We start from the raw sequence: 14,570 nt of genomic DNA, 5'->3' as shown, positions 1-14,570 counted from the left end.
AAATTACACCTCCTCAAATTTCAAGTCCAAAAAATAATCAGCTTCAGGAAAAGCCCTCTCAAAGCCGCTCAGATACCGATAACTGGCGCTCCCCTCACCATTACAGCATACAAATTCTCGCAGGCTTTTCTTTTTGAAAAAGGCGGGCTGGTTACACCACCTGGCCAGGGTAATATACATCCCCCTGTAGGGACTTTCTCCGTACCGCTGATATCTCATAACATATGGCAGACAGCGCTGCCTCATCAGAATCTCAATTCGATACAATAGCTCCAGCAGATCCCGCCTCCAAAAGTCTGCCTCCCAGCGGCCTTCTCGGTCATAGCCAGTGAAGCAGTAGAATTTAGGAACTGCTTTGGTATACTTCCTAAGCAGCTGTATCTTCTGTTGGATAACGTCAGCGTCTGCATAGTTGTCGAAGGCAAAGATATAATCGCCATCATACTTGGAGGAAAAAAGAAGCGCACATCGCTCGTCAGTAAGCAACCGCTCGTCTAGCCCTTGCTTAAACTGGAACGGCAGATTTGTCTGACGCAATTCCTGGAGCAAGTATTTCCACTCCGCACAGCCGAAGAAGTTATCATCCAGGAGGCAGATTTTCTTTCTGCCTGTATCCATGAATTCTTCCAGAGGGCTGTGTACCCGAACATGGTCATAATTTCGATTTACGCAGAAACCACAATGCCGGAAGCACCCCCTGGTCAAGTAGCCAATCGCATAATCTGTGTAGTATCGGAATTCCTGCCTGCGCTTTCCAGCAGCTATTTGCCCTTCTACCCAGTCATCGTACAAATGATAATCTGGCTTGTGGTGCTCTATAGCCTCTGGCAACGGTGGCGCTTTGTCATAAAAAAATCCCGTACCGCCGTGCTCCACATTTGGAAGTGATAGCACAGCAGACGGGATTGGAGTGTCTGTGAACACCTTAGCTATATACACTTTGTCGAAAGTCTCAAGACCAGCATAGTCTGTTTTCAGCAGCACTTGATTGCCCATGGCTTTATGATAACCAGACAGCTTCATGCATACGAGATTCGGAAATCGGTGACGCTTCCGGCCAATGAGATCCCCATCAATAATGGCAATCCGCACACAACATCACTATCCCTTCCTTGAACGAAGCAGACGCTCCATCACATCTTCCTGCGGGTTGGCCCCACGATAATCATCCGAGCAGTTTTCCTTAACCACCTGGTAAATCTGGTACCATAGCTGATTGGCCTGCTTCATGTACTGCAGGCTGATGTTAACATAGGGCGATACGATAGCAGCCCCGGTGGTTGGATGCTTGGCCAGGAAGCCGTAGTTGGAAATAGCGTCCTGGCACTGAATCCAGCGAGATACGCTCATGGCGTAATGCTCAATGAGCTCCTGACTCACCAGCTCGGCACAGCCCTTCTTGTTCAGCCAATTCCAGGTTTCCTCGTAAATCTCCACGGCGTAATTTTCCTGCCCGTTCTTCTGTGGTGCCTTCATGTACTCCTTGGGAGCGGGCATTTCTATGCCCTGGAGGTTGGCCGTTGGCAGCACCGTCACCTTGACAGCCTTGCCTTCGCTGATTTTATCGGTGAGGGCTTTCTTCTTGCGTCCGGCACCTGCCCTAGCGCCGCCGCGATTAGTTCCATCTTTGGCCATCTTCCATCCCTCCCTTCGGCCTTTGATTTCTGTATTTTTTCAAAGGTTTTTCAAACGATATCGGCGTTTTTCAAAGCATATCCTTCATTGCATAAATTTTGTTTATCCCCGCCACCGCAAGGGATAACACCTCTTTAAGGCCGCCCTCCTATTCCCCTGTTTGAAATCCCATTTTTTCGTGTGAGAGCAAGGCCCGGACGGACATTGGCCCCCTTGTAGAGATTTCGACCGCCCCTAGGGGTGTCACTCGCTTTTCCTCCGCTGGTGAATCTTCTCATGACAACTGATGCAAAGGCTCTGCAAGTTACTCTCGTCATGGTCCCCCCCTTCTGCCAACGGCTTAATGTGATGCACCAGCCTGGCCTCGGTGAATCTCCCCTGACTTTGGCACCGCTCGCACAGCGGATGACTGGCAATGTAGCGTTTCCGAATCCTGCGCCACTTCTCATCGTAGCGTTTGTGATGGTCATAGCCACGGGCAAAATGCTCGTAGTGCTGTTGCATCATCTTCCGATGGTCTTCGCAGTAACCGCTCTTGTGGTCAGTCAGCTTAGGGCAGCCGCTGTATCTGCATGGCCTCTTAGGTTTCCTTGGCATTAGATTAACCTCAATTCCGGGCAATAAAAAACCTCCGCAGGGATTGCTCCCGTTGGAGGTCAGTATCTCATTCACACTTTTCTAGGTTACACTATACCATGTCAACCCCCACCTCTCAATGTGCCAAGTAGTGCCAAACAGTGCCAAATAGTGTCAAACAGTGTCATTCCCCAAGATTTTTTAGGATTTTTTTGTGAAGTCGATGAACAGTTCTAAGACTGCACCCCATATTCACGGCAACATCCGGCCAGGACTTGCAGAGGACATACCGATGGCGCAAGAGACTCTGCCACTGAGGATTGTCGATGCCATCAATGAAGTCGCTGATTTCCAGCTTGACATCCACCAGTTTGTCAATCTCAGCGTTGATTTCCCTCTCCTTATCCACAATGCGTTCCACCCATTTGGCAAAGGGTGCTTCCCTGGTGACACTGTGGGTGACACGCTCCTCCAGTTTGCTAGTGCCAATTTTCAGGGACAGTTCCCGCAAGTGAGTCAATTCGGCCACCTGAGCATCGATTGCCCCGTCCAAATGAAGTGCCCGTTCAAGGAATTCCTTCACATCCATCTCAACCTGCCTCCTGTTCACGTCTCAAACGCTCCAATAGCCACTGCCCATTTATATCTGTCAGACTGCCAAACCACCGAGAACGAAAGAACCGCTCTATATCTGCCAGCATGCATTCATTGCTGTAGATCCTGTCCAGGAGCCGTTCTTCCTTGCTACGCCTTTCCAATCCATTAGGCAGATTGAGTTTTCGCCGTTTTTCAATCCTATGTCTCCGCTCAGCAAGCTGTTTCTCCACTGTATCCTCGAGTTCCTTAGTACGGGGATGCTTGACCAGGAACTTCGCAGCCCGCCGATAATCTTTTACGGCCAGCTCTATGATGCCATTGGCTAGTTTCTCATACGAATCCATCCCTTCCACCTCCCCCTGCACTATTTCTCACTGACAGTTTCTGAGTGCTGCCATAGCCGTTGGGTCGCTGTATCCCTCACCATTAATCTGAGGTTCCCTATAGGATGTCAGACTCTTTATTTCAATGTGTATCCCAGGTTCTTCGGCCCACTGCTTTTCCACCACCTCACGCACCACTTGGGCATCATCTTTCCAGTAACCACACTTCGTCATGCAGTCCTTCAGCATCTTCTGCAGGTTGTCTGTGTCCGGACGAGTGATGCGCCACTCACCGCCTTTGTGGGATTTGCCTGTGGGAAACAGCCATGTGGTGCGAAGTTCCAAGGCCCCCAGCATTGGTTCCTTAGGGCCGTATTTCCTTAGACCTGTCATCAACGTGGCTTTGGCTTTCTTTAGAGGTGCAGGCTCGTAAAATATAGGCCTGCCATTTACCATGCGCACTGCCTTTTCCTGTGCTGTAGCTGTTGGGGGATTTATGTCCATGAAAAATCTCATTTTCTATACCTGCCTTTCCTTTTTGTATTCTTTGCTGTTTGAGTTACGTTGCGCTCCTCGAAGGGGAAGGGCGGGCTATTTAGCCCTTCCCACTTCGGGAGTGTAACGACCATTCTTCTTTATATATCTATATATAAACAGTGTAGAAGAAGAATTTCGTCAAACGCCCTGTGAAGCCCCGTCATTCCTAATGATACGGCCTTTTTTGAGCGTAAACTCGTCTCCCATCTTTTTTATCCGCGCATAGACGGTTTTATCGGTAACATTGAGGTATTCCATCATATCCTTGACTGTGACATTCCCATCCATGTTGAGAGCCTGATAGGCATACCTGAATTCTTCGGCACACACCTCAGAGGACTTGGAATGGCTGTTCTTCATCCGGCCTGCTTCCGATGTTCCCTCAGCTGGCATTTCATCGAGATAACCCCTGTCGTCTGTCCTATGGATTGGATATTCAAACCAAAAGTTCACAGGCTCAATATTCTCGAATTCACGAAGATTGGATTCCAGCCTCCAGGCAGTGGCATGGCCATCACGCACATTATTCTCGATGTCTTCTGAAAGCTCCAGCCGTATCATGTCCAGTTGCGCATCCGGATCACGGGCAAATACACCAGAGCCGGATGCCCTGTCCATAGCCCGCTTGCCCCCCTGGGCACCCTTGCTATGGTGATGGCAGTAAATAGTGGAGCAGCCAGTCTCTGCACAGATCTTGTCAAACTGGTTGCAAAACTGTCCCATTTCAGAGGCGTTGTTCTCATCACCGGTGATGACCTTGTAGATAGGGTCAATGATGATGGCCTCCAATTGCTGGTCACGCACCCTGCGGATTAGTTTAGGCACCAGCTGATCAAGGGGCACCGCATGGCCACGCAGATTCCAGATGATGATGTTCTCCGAAGCTTTCATGGGGAGCCCCAGAGCTTCATAAATCTTCAGGAAGCGGTTGATGCAGCTGGCAGGATCAATCTCCAGGTTCACGTACAGCACGCGACCCTTACGGCAGGGAAAGCCAAGCCAGGGAGTTCCTTCTGCAATGGCTACGCAGAGCTCCATCAGCAGGAAGGACTTGCCGGCTTTCGACGAGCCGGAGATTATCATCTTGTGGCCACGGCGCAGGATGCCCTTGATGATCTCCTCCGGCAGTTTAGGCGGGTTGTCCTTGTACTTTGCCAGGGTTTCCATGGCGGGCAGTTCGTCCGTCACACCCTCCACAAAATCCATCCATTCTGTCCAAGTCTTGCGACCCATTTCTGTAGCTACCAAATACTGACGGTTGCCATTCCTGGTAAGTCCCGGCATCCTAGAGAGCCTTGAAGGATTACGGTTCTGCTTGTCGATGGGCACTCCCTGCTTTTCCAGGAAGTCATAGAGGAATTCCACCCGCTTCCTGTATTCCTCATAGGTACCCGCTTCTACCTTGACGATGGCATGCAGGCTCTTGCCACCACTGTGTACCAGTGCTGCAATGGGTAGTTCCAGCTTGCGGAAGAGAATATCCTGCTCGGCTATGGGCAGAGTATCAGATTCTACCAGAGCATACTTGAATCTGGTGACATTCTCGTTCTTAACGCCCTCCCCGTCCAAAGGATTGAAGCGTATCCAGCCACCAGCTTCCGTCTTCCAATCTCCTACAGTTGCGCCTATGTCATCCGGGTGCTTTCTGAGGGATTCGATAAGTTCTCCCGCAGTACGGTCATACACGCCTTTGCTGGGGAGCCACTTTCCTTCGCTGTCCTGCCAGACATCTCCCGTGACGTAACCTACACGTTCCCCAGGCTCAAAGATGATGCTAAGGTAATCTATCAGGTCTTGCACAGGGTTCCAGGCATCCGGCGGAGCAAAACCATTGAAGCCTTCGTTGCCATCGTATTCTATGGTGTCGTCCCATGCCATAGGCCCCTCTGGGCATGGCACCCAGCCACGCTCCTTGGCCAGCTGGATGATGGTGCCTCCCTTCACAGGTTTTGCAGTACCGTTGAAGCCCTCCCACTTCTTTTCACACTCACCGGCATGGTAACGGGAATCGTTGCGGCTCCAGTCATCCCAAATAGAGCAGGGATATCCTTCTTCCTTAAGGGCCATTCCTACAGACACCCAGGTGGCTCTGTCTACATCAGCCACGTTGATGTATTGGAGCGCGGACAAAATATTGCTGTCCATCAAATCACACTTCCTTTCACGGTACATAAACGGCTGGATTCATTCCGCCAGGAATGCGCCAATGATTCACGGCCAATCTCGAAATGAGTTTACTGGCTGCGTCAAACTGCCAGGTTCCCACCTGCCGAAATCCGAAACGCTCCAGGCAACGTATCTGCTTGGGAGTGGCAAGACCTTCTTCCTGGCGGCGTTTCAATCTGTCTATGAGCAGTGCTGCAAGACCGGCATTCCCCACCGTGTCCGGCAGTATCCCCCGACGCTCCAGAAAGGAAAGCTGCTTCTCTGACGGCGGTCCCATCTCCCAGGGGAAAGTAGGCTCATAACCTGCCAGGTCTTCTGCTGCGATGGACAGAGCATACTGGATGGGATCTACCAGCTTTTTCTTCTTGCTGCGCATCTCGGCCAGTTCCCGCGCCAAGGCTTCCTCACGTTCTTTGAGCACATCCCGTTCGGCTTCTTCCTCGGCATCCAGAATGTCTGCCACGCCCTCTGTTTCTATTTTTTCATCCATAGCCTCAGCTATTTTCTCGTCCTTGGCGATAAGGGACGAGGGCTTACACAAGTCATGTCTTTCCGTGAGCCAGAGGAAGTCCAGGAGCAGAAGATTCTCTTTCCCCGGATACAATCTCATGCCCCTACCCACCATCTGCTGGTAAAGGCTTCTGACTTTGGTTGGACGCAGTACCACCACGCAGTCCACTGCAGGACAATCCCAGCCCTCGGTTAGGAGCATGGAGTTACAGAGGACGCTGTATTTCCCTTGCTCAAAATCTCTCAGAATCTCCGACCTGTTTTCGCTTTCTCCATTGACCTCTACCGCAGAGAGCCCTCGGTCATTCAACAGCCGACAAAATTTCTTGGAGATGGCCACCAAGGGCAGAAACACCACAGTCTTTCTGCCCCGGCAGTGCTCTGCCATGACTTCTGCTATCTGCTGTAGATATGGCTCCAATGCATAGCCTATGTCTGATGCGCTATAGTCACCTCCCGTGATGCTCGCCTTACTTATATCCAGTTTCAGAGGAATCATCCTGGCTTTCACGGGTGAAAGATAGCCTTCTCTGATAGCCCGGCTCATGGAATATTCGTATGCCTGTGAATCAAAGAACTGCCCTAATGTCTGCTTGTCACCACGGTCAGGGGTAGCTGTCACTCCCAGGATATTGGCCTCCGGGAAATGCTCCAGCACCCGCTGGTAGCTATCCGACAGGCAATGGTGCGCCTCGTCTACGATGATGTCCTGAAAGTAATTCTGCGGGAAAGCCGCCAACCGCTTCTCCTGGCAAAGTGACTGCACCGAGCCTACTGTCACCGGGAACAGGCTGCCTAAACTGTGACTTTCTCCCTGCTCAAAAGCAGCATCAATTCCTGTCACCAGCTTCAGCTTCTCTGCTGCCTGGGTGAGCAGTTCACCCCTGTGTGCCATGATCAGCACCCTATGCCCTAAATTCACTTGATGTTCCGTCACCGAGGAAAACACAATCGTCTTGCCAAGACCTGTGCAGAGCACAAGGAGCGTCTTGCGACGCCCCTCGCTCCACTCAGTCAGGATTGCTTGTTTCGCCTCGGCCTGATAAGGTCTAAGCTCCACTTGCCTCCCCTCCCTCAGAACGGAATATTAGAACCGCGCTCAGGGATGCCGCCAAAACCTGTAGTATCCTTGGGGAAGAACTTCTCATCGTAGTCATAGAAGCGGTCCACATCATTGGCCTGCTTCTTGTTGCCATCCTTGTCTACGTAATCACGAGGCTTGAAACGTGCCCTGCCCTTGGCTCCTATGAGATTATTCCAATCCATAGCCAGCTTCTCACCGTGCTTCTTCCTGCCGATACAACGGAAAAAAGCCGAGATACGGAACTCAAGCATCCTGTTAAGAAGCAGGTCCGTGCGGATGCTGGCAGGCCCCTTATCCGTTTCCACCTGCAGGGTTAGCACGGCTTTATTGCAAGCCTGCAGCTTGGCGCTACCAGGGAAACGTCCCCGCTCGAAGTTGGTGATTACAAAGTTGTAGTCCCCCTCCGGCAGGATAATGAACTCCTGACCATCATTCTCGATAGTGTCATTCCAGTCCATGCCTACGTTGTTATCTGCAAAATTATCTACCATAAAGTTTTGCCTCCTTTAATCCTTGCGGTTTTCTTCTATGATGTCCATGATCTGGTCCCAGTATTTGATGACATAGCCAAAGATAAAATCATCTGGATAGTCATCTATAGGCATATCCTCGCTGTATTTCCCTCTGGCAGCTACCACCTGCCGGACTTCTGCTTCCGTCACCCCCTTCTCTTTCAGCAGGTTCCGCAGCACCTCGGCTGAAGGCAACTCCTCCGGAGCAGGCTCGTTTTTGACCGAAGTCCTTCCCTTCTCCTGCGATGTGAACAGATGAGCAATATGCTTGTAATCCAGTTCCAATACCTCAGGCAGGTCTGCCCTGGTCTTGGCATCCCAGGCAGGGTGATGGGCTGTGTACATGACACGCCTGCCGCCCTGGGCTTTCTGCTTATTGGTATCAGAGGTGACCACATAAGTCTGATAGTTGCAGAACAGCAGGAGGTCACACCATTCCTTGAGCAACGGTGCCACCTGCTTGCTGAGCTTCATTTCCCAGCGGTCATAGGCACCCATCTCGTCTGGCTGCTCGAACTTCCTCATCTTGGCATGGGCAGTAATCACCACATGAATACCGGCTTCCAGTACCTTGTCAAAGGCCTCCAGCAGTCTGGTGAATTCCTCTCCCAGATAGATGTAGCCCTTGCCGTAGCCGAAGGATTCGATGCTATTCTGCTTGTATTTAGCGCAGAGGTAGCTGACGATAAGCTGCTCTGCCCAGTCTGCCGTGTCCAAAACAAGGGTTTGACAAACATCTGGGGTAACAGCCACTTCTTTCACAATAGCCAACAGTTCCTCCCAGCTTTCCGGTCGCTCTATGCGGCGCACGTCCATATGGGAGGTGCCACCCTCAGTGTCAATAAAGAGCGGATCCGGAAAGCAGGCTGCGAGACTGGATTTTCCTATGCCCTCCGCTCCATAAATGACCACCTTCTGGGCACGTTGGATTTTGCCTTTGGTGATATTGAGCATTTGATTTCCCCCTTTCTACTTGATACGCAGGCTTCTGCCGCGAGGCTCCAGATGGGCACCGGGAACTTCTGTCCCATCCTTGAGTGCCTTGTAGAGCGCCTCGTTATCCACTACCTTGCGTTCCGGCACGATAGTGAGATAGTCCTCGGGAATAAGGCTCTCATCATCAATTCTCAGCGGAGCCCTGCCGCCGTTATTTTGCACCGACATCACACCGTACTTGGTGGGCACCTTGGTTTTGCCCATGGCATCCAAATTCGTGCGGTACCATTCCTTGATGCGGCGAATGCGGTTCTCCAGAGCCTGGCGCTCCATCTCGAAGCGCTTCTGCTCCTTGGCATAGGCCTCTGTGTATGCCTCCAGGGACTTGATAAGGGCAATCCCTCCGGCACACTTCTCCTCCAGCTCACCCTCAACAGATCTCAGTCCCGACTCCAGTTCATCCATATCCATGGACTCATCCATAGCCAGGTCAAAGATGGCATTGAAGGCCGCTGTCAGTTCATAAAGCGGTCTTGCTGACATGTAAATCCTCCTTCCTGCAATGATTGGAAGTAAAAATCTCCCTCATGTTCCAGTCAAAGGATTTCAGATGTTTTTAACCCTCCGGCAAGATTTTTTTATAGATGATGTTCTTAAGACGTTTTTCTATCCTTTTCAGCCTGTGATGGATAGCTGCCACGCTGACAGAATCCTCCCTGGCCAGTTCAGTCTCGCTCATGCCCTCGATATAACGGTGAAAGAACAGCTCCTGCTGGCGTTCGTCCAGTTCCTGCACCGCCTCATAGAGCAGTTCCCTACCAGTATCCCTGTGGCGTTCAGCTTCATGACGGGAAGCCTCTTCCAAAAGCTCCCGATTTTCCTTGAAGTCCTTCTCCTCCTCATCCCGCATCCTGTCCAGAGAAAGCAGCCAGCGTGACGGCTCCTGCCAGCCTATGGAAACCTCCAGACCGCTGTCCTGCCTGGAGGCATGATTCTTGATATTGTTGTAGACCTCCGCATCGTCCATGCTGTGCAGGAGTTTGATATGTATGGCCTCCACATGCTGCTCCTTGTCCGGCCTGATGGTGACGGTCAAATTGTCGTTTGCATCATAGTACTTGTAGGTGTTCCTCTGGTTCTGCGGTGTTTTCTTGAATTTCAGTTTCATGGCTATGTCCTTTCCCCCGAGCAGGGCAAAGGACATAAAAGCAGGTCAGTGTCCATTGGGAATACACAGACCAGTTGATTCAGCCATAAAAAAGAGCGCAACAAGGTGAGGGTACCCCAATCCGATTGTCATGTACGCCATCGGTATACACGTCAGACCATATGAGAATATCCTTTGCCCTATTGCAACTCAGGCACGATATTGATTTTTTTGACTTCTCTTTGGACTTTTTTTTTGCAAACAAAAAAGCCCGGCAAAACATTTAGTCTTACCGGGAAATCCCTATCAGGAAACACAGGGATACAGTTCAACTGTCTCCTGTCTTCTCGGTAAATAAATGTTTTGCCGGGCTCTTCTCTCACTTCTATGAGTACAGCCTCGTTGACAAACTCTTGGCTAGAGATGCTGTCCGTCCGCTCATCCGGCATGGCTGCCACCGGCGGTTCGACTAGTCCATCAAAAGCCTCACTGCTATTTAGTTTTCAAAACATGAAAGATAGGCACTATCCAGCAATTTTTTGTCCTGTCAAAGCCTCACAAGCCTTAGCATACAGCTTATCCATGCCCTTCGTGGCAGGGACAAGCAGGACTATGCCTTTCTCCACAAACGCATAGTATTTATTATGACAATGGTTGCACACAATCACGGAATTGGTCGAAATGCAATGATGTTGCACCTTGCCGCACTTCGAACAGCCAAACCAGGTGCATTCCACCCCATTTATCATCCACGCACTATCCTTTCTCTTTTTTGTTTCACGGGCACATGTGCCTGATACATTTGTCTTTCAACGAATGTTCAGGAAATGTCCACGAACAATGTACATAATACATTGCAAATGTGCTCCTGTCAAGCACAATTTTCACATTTGTTCACACAAAAAAATTTTTTCTCATCTGTCTTTCATTTTTAGAAAATTTCCTCTCCAACAAATCCCCAATCTATAGTAAACGACATTAATTTTTGTACTTAAAAGAACAGTACTTTACAACATTTAGGCTTTATGCCAACTCTATTCATTCAGTTCAGCCAATGGGACCCCAAAAAACTTCAGTCCCAGCATGGTGATGTCGTCGGATTGTTCTGCCTCACCGAAATAGGCGCTTACATCCTTCCGCTTGATCCTGGAAATATTTTCAGTATACAGGCTGCCCCGTCTCATGGCTGCCATCAGTTAAAACCTTGTCATCATCGGACTCGATGTGATGGCAAAAAATCACTCTTCCCTGCTCGTCCAGCATGAAATCGAAACCGTTAGGATTGACCTCCTTAATCCTTCGTCCGAATTGACCCCCTCATCTCAGCAGACCTCCGCTACCGGCAGGTGGCCTGCGTCCGCTTGATTGTTGTTTCAATGACTGCCTGCAGTTGCCAGCCTTGACGCGATGCTCTTTCCAGCTATTCCTGTCAGCAGTTCCCAATTGCCAGCCTTTTGGGAAAGCAACTCCTTCACATCAGCTTCTATGATATCCAGCACCTGATCCACGGCCTGGTAGACCTGTCCCCGCTCCTCTGGCAGGACCTTTTTCGTGTAGAAAGAAAGCCGTCCCGTGCAGCTTTCCTCTCCCTTGGTCAGGCCAAAGAAAAGCCTCTGTCGGTCGGCACTGAAATCACCAAATGCGGCCAACTGCCCCATGGCATCTGCCAGAATTTCATCCAGAGCATTGTTCTTCATGCTGCCAAAAAGGCGCAAAGTTTCATAATGGGCACATTCATGGGCAGCACGCAGACGATAGGAGCGATCCAGCCATTCCTCCTCCCCAAGACCCAATCGGGTGGCAGGAATATTGCTGTAGGGAGCACGATTCAGGAGCAGGACACATTGACGGGAAATCTTCTCCGCCTTCGCTTTGATGGTAAAAGCATTGACTGTCAGGGGCAGATTGCTCCTCTCCTCCCGACCATTCAACAAGGCCTCCATCACGCGGAAATCCTCATGACTTCCCGTGGCAATCACTGGCAATCTCCCTCCCAATGTCTGGACAAAGGAAATCTTGAGAAAATCCTCCTGCTCCCACGGGAAAGCAGCAACCGGCAGAGAAAAAATTTCCCCCATAAAATCAAGCACTGCCTTTCCCCTGGCCTCCTGCCACTGAGTAACGAAAGACTCATCGGGCAGAGGAAGCTGCGGCAAAGTTTGCGGAATCTCATAACAATGCTGCAAATATTCAGCCGCGCTTTGCAACTGCACCAAAAGTGACAGATCTAATTTCATAGTCAAAGCCCCCTCATCAGTCCTAGTGTAGCATCTTGTTGATAACGATACTTTATTCTCAATTTTCTTCCGTTACATGCGGATACAGCAATTCCTTGGTTTCCGAAAGACTTTTCCCCGCCAGAGAACAGCCAAACAATGCTTTTGATAATACGAAAATGTATTCAGCATCACCAGAATCGATGATATTCAGCATTTCGGTACGAATATCCTGATAAGTTTGGGATAGTTTTTCGGTAGCTTCATCCATGGCAGTCTGGGAAAGGGCGCAACCCAGCGAACTGATACGGTGTGCCTTTTCGTATTTTAAGAGTGCATGATATAATAACCGAACAAAATGGAGGTCATATTCATGCCAAGAAAAAAGTACACAGCCGAATTCAAGACCAAGGTCGTCCTGTCGATACTGCAAGGCGACAAAGAATCAGAACCACCCGTCCAACGGGTGGTTCTGATTTCCTTATCAACGAGAAATATACGGCTTCAGGAGCGCAGCCGACAGCCATACTGAAGGAAGCCATCGAGAAAATCCTTGCGGAAGAAAAAACAGCAACGGGATCCCTAAATGGCATGGTCTGCGGACCTGGTGGCTGTGAATTTGCAGGATAAATTCGAACCTGACTTCGAGAAGATTCGGTGAAGAATTTCAATATCTGCTCTCTAAAATATCCTGTAAGAAGGTCGTTCCATCAGCATTGCATAAGCTGCTCCGTTCACAATCACTATCTGCGAATCCTTTTGATTGGGAAGTGTCTTATAAGCCGTATGCTTTCACTGACCAGCAAATCCCGCCTTCCGCCATTAGGACTCGTATCCCTGTCGTAGTGCCAATCTAATCGCCACTCCTCGTAATTTACTGTCGTTTACCATAAATTCATGGCATAATCTCCCGCCTGTTCTCATTTTCGTTTATGACGGCGGCTACGGTAGCGTCGCCTGTTATATTAAGGCAGGTGGCAAACATATCCGTGAAGCGATCCACGCCGGCAATAATGGCAATCGCTTCAAGAGGCAACCCCACCGACTGCAAAACAGTAGCCAGCATGATAACGGCTGCCCCAGGTACGCCGGCAGCGCCAATGGAACCTAGGGTGCCGGTTAAAACTATGATAAGCATTTGCCCCCAAGAAAAATCTACTCCATATAAGTTTGCCGCAAAAATCGTACTTACTCCGATGTATATCGCTGTGCCGTCCATATTGATATTGGCGCCCAGAGGCAAAACGAAGCTGACGATTTCGGGACGAAGCTTCAAATTGTCCTGACAGTTTTTCATATTGATTGGAAGCGTGGCTGCACTGGACACGGTGGTAAAGGCAACCGTCATGGCTTCAAATATGTTTCTGAAAAATCTAAGCGGACTCATTTTACCCAAAAATTTGAGCAACGCTCCGTAAGTAACGAGTCCATGCAAAAGACAGCCAAGCGCTACGGAGCCGATAAGCGATATAAGCGGCAGGACAATGTCAACGCCGCTTTGCACAATGATGGGAAAAAGCAGAGCGAAAACTCCTATAGGTGTAAATTTCATTATAATCCCTATCAATGTATAGGATGTTTCGGCGCAAGCCGCAAAGAAATTTGCAAGGAGCTTCCCCTTCTCGCCTCCCATTTTTAAGATACTCATACCTAAAAACAACGAAAAAACGATGAGTGGCAATATTTCCCCGTTTGCCATAGCCGCCACCGGATTTGCCGGGATAAGACCTACCAATGTATCCATAAGGGCAGGCGCTGATTTTTCGGATATTTGCGCATCTCCCGGGAGTGAAACGCCGATTCCCGGTTTTATGATATTTGCCACGAATAGACCTATAGCGATGGCTGCGAGTGTTGTAAGAAGGTAAAGACCGATTGTGGAGAGTCCTATGCGTTTTAATTTTTGCGGCTCATGCAAACTGGTCACAGCGGCTATGATAGATGAAAATATCAAGGGAACAATCATCATTTTGATGAGATTTATAAACATAATTCCCAAAGGAGCGATCCACTGATTTACGAAAGGCAGACAAGCGGGATCCGCTATAAAGCCCAATATCAAGGCCAGTAGTAACGAAAGCAAAATTTTGGTAGATAAACTATATTTGGGTTGTTGTTTGTCTTGCAAGCAAAATTCCTCCTTTCAGCATAACGATGATATATCCCTCATATTCGAAGGTTCCTCCAATACCCCATCTTGAAAATTATAGGAAATGCCGTTTTCGTCCAGTCCCTTCAGAAAAGCGTTCACACAAATGGGGCTATGAAATTTTTGTATAAAATCAAAAGTGAATTTTCTGCTCATAATACGCTCACCCAGCTTTACATCAT

General features: G+C 49.5%; 17 protein-coding genes. 1 reads left to right on the top strand and 16 read right to left on the bottom strand.

The annotated features are described in order from the left end of the window. Positions 1 to 3: 3 nt before the first annotated feature. From P159_RS0108740 to P159_RS20615, 15 genes are all read right to left on the bottom strand, one after another. Entirely contained in the window at positions 4 to 984 is a 981-nt protein-coding gene (locus P159_RS0108740) for a hypothetical protein (protein ID WP_221174088.1), read from the bottom strand. A gap of 117 nt (positions 985 to 1,101) precedes the next feature. Beyond that, the gene (locus tag P159_RS0108735) at positions 1,102 to 1,635 is read right to left on the bottom strand and encodes a P27 family phage terminase small subunit (RefSeq protein ID WP_029543273.1); all 534 of its coding nucleotides are present in this window, start codon (positions 1,633 to 1,635) and stop codon (positions 1,102 to 1,104) included. 243 nt (positions 1,636 to 1,878) lie between these two features. Then, the gene (locus P159_RS19940) at positions 1,879 to 2,232 is read right to left on the bottom strand and encodes an HNH endonuclease signature motif containing protein (RefSeq protein WP_029543272.1); all 354 of its coding nucleotides are present in this window, start codon (positions 2,230 to 2,232) and stop codon (positions 1,879 to 1,881) included. A gap of 163 nt (positions 2,233 to 2,395) precedes the next feature. Beyond that, complete coding sequence (locus P159_RS0108725) at positions 2,396 to 2,800, bottom strand: DUF1492 domain-containing protein (RefSeq protein ID WP_029543271.1); 405 nt, start codon at positions 2,798 to 2,800, stop codon at positions 2,396 to 2,398. A gap of 1 nt (position 2,801) precedes the next feature. Further along, positions 2,802 to 3,152, bottom strand: coding sequence for a hypothetical protein (locus tag P159_RS0108720; protein WP_029543270.1), 351 nt, complete (start codon positions 3,150 to 3,152; stop codon positions 2,802 to 2,804). A 27-nt stretch (positions 3,153 to 3,179) separates the two neighbouring features. Then, positions 3,180 to 3,647 carry a RusA family crossover junction endodeoxyribonuclease gene (locus tag P159_RS0108715; RefSeq protein WP_029543268.1) on the bottom strand — a complete coding sequence of 156 codons (468 nt, stop codon included), beginning with the start codon at positions 3,645 to 3,647 and terminating at the stop codon, positions 3,180 to 3,182. A 159-nt stretch (positions 3,648 to 3,806) separates the two neighbouring features. Beyond that, a complete protein-coding gene (locus P159_RS0108710; protein ID WP_029543267.1) occupies positions 3,807 to 5,813 on the bottom strand; it encodes an AAA family ATPase in 2,007 nt (668 codons plus the stop codon). Positions 5,814 to 5,829: 16 nt separating this feature from the next. After that, positions 5,830 to 7,404: a DEAD/DEAH box helicase gene (locus tag P159_RS0108705; RefSeq protein WP_029543266.1), complete on the bottom strand. Its 1,575-nt coding sequence runs from the start codon at positions 7,402 to 7,404 to the stop codon at positions 5,830 to 5,832. 14 nt (positions 7,405 to 7,418) lie between these two features. Then, on the bottom strand, positions 7,419 to 7,919 hold the full coding sequence (locus P159_RS0108700) for a hypothetical protein (RefSeq protein ID WP_029543265.1): 501 nt from the start codon (positions 7,917 to 7,919) through the stop codon (positions 7,419 to 7,421). A 15-nt stretch (positions 7,920 to 7,934) separates the two neighbouring features. Continuing rightward, positions 7,935 to 8,894: an ATP-binding protein gene (locus P159_RS0108695; RefSeq protein ID WP_029543264.1), complete on the bottom strand. Its 960-nt coding sequence runs from the start codon at positions 8,892 to 8,894 to the stop codon at positions 7,935 to 7,937. Positions 8,895 to 8,909: 15 nt separating this feature from the next. Further along, entirely contained in the window at positions 8,910 to 9,419 is a 510-nt protein-coding gene (locus P159_RS0108690; RefSeq protein ID WP_029543263.1) for a siphovirus Gp157 family protein, read from the bottom strand. Positions 9,420 to 9,492: 73 nt separating this feature from the next. Then, a complete protein-coding gene (locus P159_RS19385; protein ID WP_185753684.1) occupies positions 9,493 to 10,044 on the bottom strand; it encodes a sigma-70 family RNA polymerase sigma factor in 552 nt (183 codons plus the stop codon). A 1,013-nt stretch (positions 10,045 to 11,057) separates the two neighbouring features. Beyond that, complete coding sequence (locus P159_RS20620; protein WP_185753683.1) at positions 11,058 to 11,216, bottom strand: hypothetical protein; 159 nt, start codon at positions 11,214 to 11,216, stop codon at positions 11,058 to 11,060. A gap of 180 nt (positions 11,217 to 11,396) precedes the next feature. Continuing rightward, on the bottom strand, positions 11,397 to 12,260 hold the full coding sequence (locus P159_RS0108665; RefSeq protein ID WP_029543254.1) for a hypothetical protein: 864 nt from the start codon (positions 12,258 to 12,260) through the stop codon (positions 11,397 to 11,399). 58 nt (positions 12,261 to 12,318) lie between these two features. Continuing rightward, entirely contained in the window at positions 12,319 to 12,510 is a 192-nt protein-coding gene (locus P159_RS20615) for a hypothetical protein (RefSeq protein WP_185753682.1), read from the bottom strand. A 41-nt stretch (positions 12,511 to 12,551) separates the two neighbouring features. On the opposite strand from P159_RS20615, the gene P159_RS21005 reads away from it, so the two are divergent. Continuing rightward, entirely contained in the window at positions 12,552 to 12,869 is a 318-nt protein-coding gene (locus P159_RS21005; protein ID WP_221174087.1) for a hypothetical protein, read from the top strand. Between the two features lie 265 nt (positions 12,870 to 13,134). Here the strand turns inward: P159_RS21005 and P159_RS0108655 are convergent, their stop codons facing one another. Next, a complete protein-coding gene (locus tag P159_RS0108655) occupies positions 13,135 to 14,367 on the bottom strand; it encodes a dicarboxylate/amino acid:cation symporter (protein WP_029543251.1) in 1,233 nt (410 codons plus the stop codon). Between the last annotated feature and the right edge of the window lie 203 nt (positions 14,368 to 14,570).

This window comes from Selenomonas sp. AB3002 (genome assembly GCF_000702545.1).
Lineage (GTDB): Bacteria > Bacillota > Negativicutes > Selenomonadales > Selenomonadaceae > Selenomonas_B > Selenomonas_B ruminantium_A.
Note: the sequence above shows the minus strand (reverse complement) of the source record. Positions and strands in the feature narration are given on the sequence as shown.

Excerpts from the sequence above, each read along its gene's own strand:
- P159_RS0108695 (WP_029543264.1), bottom strand. The coding sequence starts at position 8,894 with ATGCTCAATATCACCAAAGGCAAAATCCAACGTGCCCAGAAGGTGGTC.
- P159_RS19385 (WP_185753684.1), bottom strand. The coding sequence starts at position 10,044 with ATGAAACTGAAATTCAAGAAAACACCGCAGAACCAGAGGAACACCTAC.
- P159_RS0108715 (WP_029543268.1), bottom strand. The coding sequence starts at position 3,647 with ATGAGATTTTTCATGGACATAAATCCCCCAACAGCTACAGCACAGGAA.
- P159_RS0108690 (WP_029543263.1), bottom strand. The coding sequence starts at position 9,419 with ATGTCAGCAAGACCGCTTTATGAACTGACAGCGGCCTTCAATGCCATC.
- P159_RS0108700 (WP_029543265.1), bottom strand. The coding sequence starts at position 7,919 with ATGGTAGATAATTTTGCAGATAACAACGTAGGCATGGACTGGAATGAC.
- P159_RS0108665 (WP_029543254.1), bottom strand. The coding sequence starts at position 12,260 with ATGAAATTAGATCTGTCACTTTTGGTGCAGTTGCAAAGCGCGGCTGAA.
- P159_RS20615 (WP_185753682.1), bottom strand. The coding sequence starts at position 12,510 with ATGGATGAAGCTACCGAAAAACTATCCCAAACTTATCAGGATATTCGT.
- P159_RS20620 (WP_185753683.1), bottom strand. The coding sequence starts at position 11,216 with ATGGCAGCCATGAGACGGGGCAGCCTGTATACTGAAAATATTTCCAGG.
- P159_RS0108710 (WP_029543267.1), bottom strand. The coding sequence starts at position 5,813 with ATGGACAGCAATATTTTGTCCGCGCTCCAATACATCAACGTGGCTGAT.
- P159_RS19940 (WP_029543272.1), bottom strand. The coding sequence starts at position 2,232 with ATGCCAAGGAAACCTAAGAGGCCATGCAGATACAGCGGCTGCCCTAAG.
- P159_RS0108720 (WP_029543270.1), bottom strand. The coding sequence starts at position 3,152 with ATGGATTCGTATGAGAAACTAGCCAATGGCATCATAGAGCTGGCCGTA.
- P159_RS0108735 (WP_029543273.1), bottom strand. The coding sequence starts at position 1,635 with ATGGCCAAAGATGGAACTAATCGCGGCGGCGCTAGGGCAGGTGCCGGA.
- P159_RS0108725 (WP_029543271.1), bottom strand. The coding sequence starts at position 2,800 with ATGGATGTGAAGGAATTCCTTGAACGGGCACTTCATTTGGACGGGGCA.